Below are 6,757 nucleotides of genomic sequence, written 5' to 3' on the forward strand. Positions count from 1 at the left end.
ATACGAAAATATGCCAAATTTGTCAACCGTCGCCGGTCCATCTTTCTGAGCGGCCTTCCTTGTGATCTCCGCTGGCGCATGACCGCGGTCAGGCGACTGAGTGGCGCTGGATGGTCTGACAAGCAGATTGCTGACGTGGTCGAAGTCTCGGCGTGGCAGGTGCGGAATATTATCGCCGGTGCGTGAGCGCGACTTATACGTAGGGCGTGAGCCGGTGGAGTAGTGCTCGACATGCCAAGGCAGTTCGCTCTGCCGACGGGCCACGCACCCCGTCGCGCTTCATGGCTGCGACGCTATTTGCAGACACTCCGAGCAGTCGACCGGCATCTGCATCGGACCTAATGAGCCCCGCATTGCGCATTTCGTTTAGCCAGCTCGAGAAGGTCTGCGGCGACATCGTTTCGTCCTTGATCTGGGCCAATAAGCGGCGCTTGCGGAGAGCTACATGCAAGCCACTTGTATGTTTTTCCGGAGTGACATCCAAGTGGCTTGTATTTCATGCTTCCCGATGAGGCTCACCATATCGGCCATGTAAGCCAGCCACGAGCGTCTATTCCGAGAATAGCCAGAATTTTGCGCCGGTCTTCCTGCCCATGAAATCCCGCCAGAGGAAGCGCGTCGCCGAATAGATCACCTTCCCCTCACGGATTTGATGGAAAGGCACGGCGATGCGGGCTCTGGAAGGGCTGGCCGCCTGTGATGGCGGAATGAACGAACCCAGCTGGACGGATCAACTTCTGCTCACCGCCACCCTGATTGGTGCGTGGATTACCGGAGAGGCTGGCCGCGCTGCTCTGGCCGGTGCTGCTGGTGGTCTTGTCCGATGGCTGATGTCCGAGCGCAAAAAGATGCGTGACGGCGTCGTTTCCATCGTCGCGGGTATGCTGATGGCTAGATACGCCACACCGCTGATGATGGCTCTGCTGGAGAAGTATTTCGGATCCATGACCGGTGACGTGCAGGGCACGGCCGGTTTCGCCGCCGGAATCGTGGGCATGAGTCTCGCCAAATTCTTCATGGGCATCATCGAGGCGCAAGTGCGCCGGATCAACGGAAGCGGGCAACCGGATGCCTGATTGGCTGCGCAGATGGCTTCGGGAAGAGGCCAAAACTTGGGTGTGCGGCACCGCCATCATCGTCGCTTGGCATATTCTGAGCAGGAGCTGGCAATGGTAGGCATCATTTCGCGGTCCCGGCGCATGACGACCTCACCTGCGGGCATCACTGCCCTGATTTCGCATGAGGGCATCGTGCCCGCGCCGTATCTCGACAGTGTCGGCGTCTGGACGTGGGGCGTGGGCCATACCTCGGCTGCCGGTGCGCCGCACCCGGCATCAATGCCGCGTGGGATGCCGGTCGACCTCGATGCCGCGCTGGATGAGGTGTTCACCGTCTTCGCGGCCGATCTGGCGAGCTATGAAGAGGATGTGCGGCAGGCAGTTCAGGTCATGGTGTCCCAGCACGAGTTCGATGCACTGGTCTCGTTCCATTACAACACTGGGGCCATCGCGCGTGCGACCGTGACCAAGCTGTTGAATGCCGGTGATATCACGGGGGCGGCGGCAGCCTTTATGAACTGGCGGACGCCCGCCGCGGTCAAAGAGCGGCGTGAGGCCGAGCAGCTGCTGTTCCGCAAAGGCATTTACCCGACCGGAAAGCTGACGGTCTGGAGCGTTGACGGGGCGGGCAAGATCACGTGGCGCGTGGCAAAGACCCTGACGCAGGCTGAGGCATTGGCCTGCATGGATGCATACCTACTGGATCAGCCGGTCGCGCAGGAAGCCCCAGAGGACAGTGGTGTGCTGGAAACCGACTGGGCCAGTGGCCTGCCGATCCTGGCGAAAGGCTCAAAAGGGCCGGAGGTCCGCCAGCTTCAGGTGCTGCTGGTTGCAAAGGGCCACGTCATTTCCGTCGACGGCGACTTTGGCAACCGCACCCGCGCTTCCGTCAAGCTTGAGCAAACCGCCCACGGCCTTTGGGCTGATGGGGTCGTCGGGCCGAAGACATGGCCCATTCTGAAGGGGATTTGAACAATGGATAGCATCATCAGCGGCGCCATGCCGGGCCTGCTCGAAGCTCTCAGCGTCGTGTTGACCGGCCTCATCGGCTGGCTTGCAGCGGCTGCAAAGAAGAAGTGGGGCATCGAGATCGAGGCTCGCCAACGTGAGGCCTTGCACTGGGCGCTTCATACCGGTGCGGAGTTGGCGCTGAAGCAACAGCTGACGGGGAAGGCAGCTATCGATCTGGTGGTGGCCTATGCAATGCGAAGTGTGCCCGATGCCATCAAGGGATTGGCACCATCCTCTGACGTCCTGACAGATCTAGCCAAGGTGAAGCTGGAGCAGGTTGCCAGTGACAAGCTCGAAGGTTTGGTCGGGGCGGGGGTGGACAAGTTGACCGAGGCATTGGCCCGCGCCACCGCTGCAGCCGTCTGCTGACCCATGCGCGAAAGCCGTGCCCTTCCTATTTAAAGGCCAAGCTTGCAACAAATGGGTCCGTCCAACCCTCCTTGGTGTGCCTGCGGCGCACGCGTCGGCGGGCTGGGTGGGGCCAGAGCGAGGCGCAGCGGGGTCTGAGCTGGGTCGGCTGCCTAATCGGTGGGCAATGGCTAGGTTCTTTCGGAGGGGTACGCCATGCGGGGGGCCATTCCCCGCGAAAAACCATTTCTGCGAGGGCGTTTTGACCGCGTTTTATCTTTATGTCTGGGCTGCAAATGGCGACCGCGCGCAAGGGTAAGCTGGTCAGCCGAGCTGACCTCGCCAACATCTTCGGCGTGACACCTCCGACTGTAGATCGCTGGGTCGTACAGGGATGCCCCGTAGCCAAAGAGGGCGGACGCGGCCGAGCCTATCAATTCAACACAGCCGATATCCGCGAATGGCGAGATCAGGTCATCCGCGATGATAGCCGATCAACCTCCGAGGCTTCGGAAAACGAATTGCTGCGCCGAGAGTTGGCCGCAAAAACAGAAACTGCCGAGCTGAAGCTTGCGCAACTGAAGCGCGAAGTTGCCCCCATCGAACAGTTCGAACGTGCGCTATCTATGGTCTTTGCGGAAGTGCGGGCCAAGATGCGGACCATCCCGTCGCGCGCTGCGCCGCGGGTGGTCGGTGAAAACGATCTGAACCACGTTAAAGCCACCCTGAAGGAAGAGATCGACCTGGCGCTTGATGCCTTGTCGGAGGACCGCATTCTCTCGGCCGACGATCTGGAGGCCGAGGATGACGAGGAAGATGACGATTGACCGTTCCCTTCGGCAACGCCAGCCAGATCGCACGGGCTGTCGCGCTGGCGCAGCGACACCTTCGCCCGCCGCCAACCCTTAAGCCCAGCGAATATGCCGAGCAGTCTGTCCGCATTCCCGAGGGGAACGCGGTTCCCGGCCTGATCCGTTTTGACAATGCCCCATTCCAGCGTGAACCGCTGGACATGACGATCAACTCGGCCTGCCGCCGCATCACGCTGATGTGGGGCGCGCAGGTCGGAAAGACGACGCTGGCGCTGTGCGCGCAGTCGTACCGTATCGAACAGAATCCCACGTCGCAGATGATGATGCAGCCAAGTCAGGGCGACCTTGGCACTTGGATGCAGACCAAGTTCAATCCGATGGTTGAGGCCAACCCGGCGCTGCAAAAGCTAATCGCGCCGCCGCGCGGTCGGAAGGGCGTCAACAACGATAAAATGAAGTCCTATCCCGGCGGCTTTATCATGTTTTCATGGGCGGGATCGCCCAAGACGATGCGCGGCAGGTCAGCGCCGTTCATCGTTTGCGATGAGACCGATGGTTATGATCGGGTCACAGAAGGCCATCCGGTGAACCTGCTGGCGCAGCGCGCGGCGTCATTCGGCGATGACGGTTTTCTCCTGGAGATTTCCACGCCTGGCATCAAGGGCGCGAGTTGGATCGAGGCGGCATTTCTGGCCGGTGACCGGCGGCGTTTCCATGTCTGCTGCCCGCATTGCGGTCACCAGCAGACCCTGAAATGGGCCAATGTAACTTGGGACAAGGACGACGAGGGCGAGCATCTGCCCGAGACCGCTCGGTATCGCTGCGACGCACATGATCCCGAAACAGGTGAAATCCTGTGCGGAAAGACGTGGAACGATGGGCAGCGTTGGGCGGCGATCCGTTCGGCCGAGCGCGACGGCGCGGGGTGGATTGCCGAGCGGCCGTTCCGTGGGCACGCCAGCTATCATCTGTCCGAGCTATACAGCTGTTTCCGCCGCCTGTCGCACATCGTGCAATCGTTCCTCGACAAGGTCGCGGCGAATGACATGCAGTCGTTCACCAACATCTCGCTGGCCGAGACATGGGAACTGGAAGGCGAGCAGGTCGATGCCACATCGCTGATGGGGCGAGTCGAAGCCTATGCTGCGCCGGTCCCTGACGGGGCACTGGTGCTGACCGCAGGTATCGACATGCAGCAGGACAGGCTGGAGGTCGAGGTCGTAGGCTGGGGTTTGGGGGAGGAAAGCTGGACGGTCGAGCATCGCGTGATCTATGGCGACCCGATGCAGCGTGATGTCTGGGACGATCTTGATGCCATGCTGGCCGAGACGTGGCAGCATGAAAACGGCGATCAATTGTCGATTGCGTCGGCTTGTCTGGACACGGGCGGCAGTGCGGGCATGACGCAGGCGGCCTATGAATACGCACGTGGCAAGACCGGGCGTCGTCTATTCGCGGTCAAGGGGATGTCTGGTTTCGGGCGTCCGATCGTATCTACCCCCACGCGCAAGGCCAGCGGCCGGCGGGCGCGCAAGGTCGATCTATTCCCGGTCGGCGTAGACGAAGCGAAGGTTGTGGTCACCCGCCGCCTTGGCATCATGCGGCCCGGCCCTGGTTATTGCCATTTCCACAATGGGCTCGATCCGGAATATTTCGCGCAAATGACGTCTGAGAAGTTGGTCACGAAAATGACCAAAGGCTTCGCGGTGCGCGAATGGCACAAGACGAGAGACCGGAACGAGGTCTTTGACTGCCGCGTCTATGCCACCGCCGCACTGAAGCTGTTGAACCCGAACTTTGCCCGTTTGGCGAAGCGCATGGCGATCACATTTCCTCCGGCTGAGGCTGACGAGCCAGAACCGGCCCCGGCGGCAACGGTCGGCAAGACAGCGGCTAAGTTGGTGGACGCGATACAGCAAGTCCGCCAGACAAGGGCCGCGCCGGACCCCGTTGAAATTCCGCCAGAGGAACCCGAGGCCCCGGACCCGCAATCTGCGCCCAAGAGCGTCCGACGGGCGCGCCGTCGCCGCACTGGCGGCGGATGGGTAAACAGATGGTGAGGCGTGGCCTGTATCCCGGTAAAAATCACGGCGGGCGTCACCTTTGACGTGACGATCACAGCGACGGCCTATCCTGCACCGGATTGGTCATTGCGGCTGCATATGCGCGGACCTTTGGGCATCGATCTGCAATCTGAGCCACAAGGGGCCATGCATCGCCTTCAGGCCTCGGCGCCAATCACTGCAGAATGGCTGCCGGGCCGATATGTCTGGGCTCTGCGCGCCCTGCGCGGATCCGACGTTATTGAATATCAGACCGGAGATCTGCTGATCGGCGCGGATATCGCGTCCCTGACGTCTGGGTTTGACGGGCGCAGCCATGCCCGGCGTGTCCTGGAGGCGGTCGAGGCTGTGTTGGAAAACCGAGCCTCAATCGATCAGGAGAGATATTCGATCAATAACCGCGAGTTGTGGCGTACACCTGTTGCTGATCTTTTGATGCTGCGGTCCCGCTATCGAGACGAGGTGCGCCGCGAAGAACAGGCGGTCAACGGCGGGCAGTCCCTGCTGGGACGTCAGGTGAAGGTACGCTTCTGATGGCATGGCCGTTTTCTAGCCGTGCGGCAGTGGCGCCGCTTCGCTCCGAACCTAAAGTCTCGCGCGCACCCGATCCATCGTCCGTCGGCGTTCCGCAGCTCGCGCCCCGACGCACCCCGACCGTTGCCCTGCGCATGTTTGATGCCGGCCAAACCGACCGGCTTACGAGCAGCTGGCCTAGCGCGCCGATGCCCGCGGATTTTATCGTCCGGCGTCATCAGCGGGTGCTGGTCGCCCGGTCGCGCGAGCAGGCCGCGAACAATGACTACATGCGTGGTTTCTTGCGCATGGTGCGGCAGAACATCGTTGGACCACAGGGCATCCGGCTGCAGGCGCAAAGCCGCGGCACTGGCGGCAAGTTGGACACTCGCGCGAATGACGCGATCGAAGCGGCATTTGTGGAATGGTCCCGCTCGGAAAATTGCGATGTCAGCGGCAAGCGCAGCTTTCGCGTGATTCAAGGTGCGGCCGCCACCGCTGCGGCGCGAGACGGCGAATTCATAATCCGCGAGGTCTGGGGTCCGGATGCGGGGCCGTGGGGCTATGCGCTGCATATTCTGGATCCGCAACGCTGTCCGGTGGACTACGACGAGGATTATCGCCGCGATGGTTCATTCGTGCGGCACGGTGTCGAGTTCAACAAATTCGGGCGTCCGCTGGCTTATCTGTTCACCACGACAGACGAACGTGAGGCCGATTACGTCTATGGTGGCAGGTCTTTCCAGCGCATCCCCGCGAGCGAGATCATTCACGGTTTCGTTGAGGATTTTATAGGCCAGAAGCGCGGGCTGCCTTGGTCGGCTACCGGTGTTTGTCAAAGGAGTTGTCACTCGTCTTCGTTTTCAGGCCGCGCGTTTTTCGTCGCCGCCCATGGGGCCTCCTCCGCCAGCTTTGTGGTTGAGCGCGTCGTCGGCCCCATGGTGATCGCCGC

The 6,757-nt window shown here is 61.5% G+C and carries 7 protein-coding genes; all 7 read left to right on the forward strand.

The window, feature by feature from the left end:
- The first annotated feature begins 707 nt into the window (after positions 1-707).
- Entirely contained in the window at positions 708-1,076 is a 369-nt protein-coding gene (locus GL286_RS16955; RefSeq protein ID WP_170295254.1) for a hypothetical protein, read from the forward strand.
- Positions 1,077-1,169: 93 nt separating this feature from the next.
- A complete protein-coding gene (locus tag GL286_RS22335) occupies positions 1,170-2,030 on the forward strand; it encodes a glycoside hydrolase family protein (RefSeq protein WP_155096761.1) in 861 nt (286 codons plus the stop codon).
- A gap of 3 nt (positions 2,031-2,033) precedes the next feature.
- Positions 2,034-2,438, forward strand: coding sequence for a hypothetical protein (locus tag GL286_RS16965; protein ID WP_155096762.1), 405 nt, complete (start codon positions 2,034-2,036; stop codon positions 2,436-2,438).
- Between the two features lie 275 nt (positions 2,439-2,713).
- Entirely contained in the window at positions 2,714-3,244 is a 531-nt protein-coding gene (locus GL286_RS16970; RefSeq protein WP_155096763.1) for a terminase small subunit, read from the forward strand.
- A complete protein-coding gene (locus tag GL286_RS16975; protein WP_155096764.1) occupies positions 3,241-5,289 on the forward strand; it encodes a phage terminase large subunit family protein in 2,049 nt (682 codons plus the stop codon). The genes GL286_RS16970 and GL286_RS16975 overlap by 4 nt, the downstream gene beginning before the upstream one ends.
- A 114-nt stretch (positions 5,290-5,403) precedes the next feature.
- Positions 5,404-5,826, forward strand: coding sequence for a hypothetical protein (locus GL286_RS16980; RefSeq protein ID WP_155096765.1), 423 nt, complete (start codon positions 5,404-5,406; stop codon positions 5,824-5,826).
- A gap of 188 nt (positions 5,827-6,014) precedes the next feature.
- A partial coding sequence (locus tag GL286_RS16985) for a phage portal protein (RefSeq protein ID WP_170295255.1) occupies positions 6,015-6,757 on the forward strand: 743 nt, incomplete at its 3' end.

The organism is Paracoccus aestuariivivens (assembly GCF_009711225.1).
Classification (GTDB): Bacteria; Pseudomonadota; Alphaproteobacteria; order Rhodobacterales; family Rhodobacteraceae; genus Paracoccus; species Paracoccus aestuariivivens.

What these genes read in the sequence shown, in the direction of transcription:
- GL286_RS22335 (WP_155096761.1), top strand. Translation starts at nt 1,170, where the DNA reads ATGGTAGGCATCATTTCGCGGTCCCGGCGCATGACGACCTCACCTGCG.
- GL286_RS16970 (WP_155096763.1), top strand. Translation starts at nt 2,714, where the DNA reads ATGGCGACCGCGCGCAAGGGTAAGCTGGTCAGCCGAGCTGACCTCGCC.
- GL286_RS16965 (WP_155096762.1), top strand. Translation starts at nt 2,034, where the DNA reads ATGGATAGCATCATCAGCGGCGCCATGCCGGGCCTGCTCGAAGCTCTC.
- GL286_RS16955 (WP_170295254.1), top strand. Translation starts at nt 708, where the DNA reads ATGAACGAACCCAGCTGGACGGATCAACTTCTGCTCACCGCCACCCTG.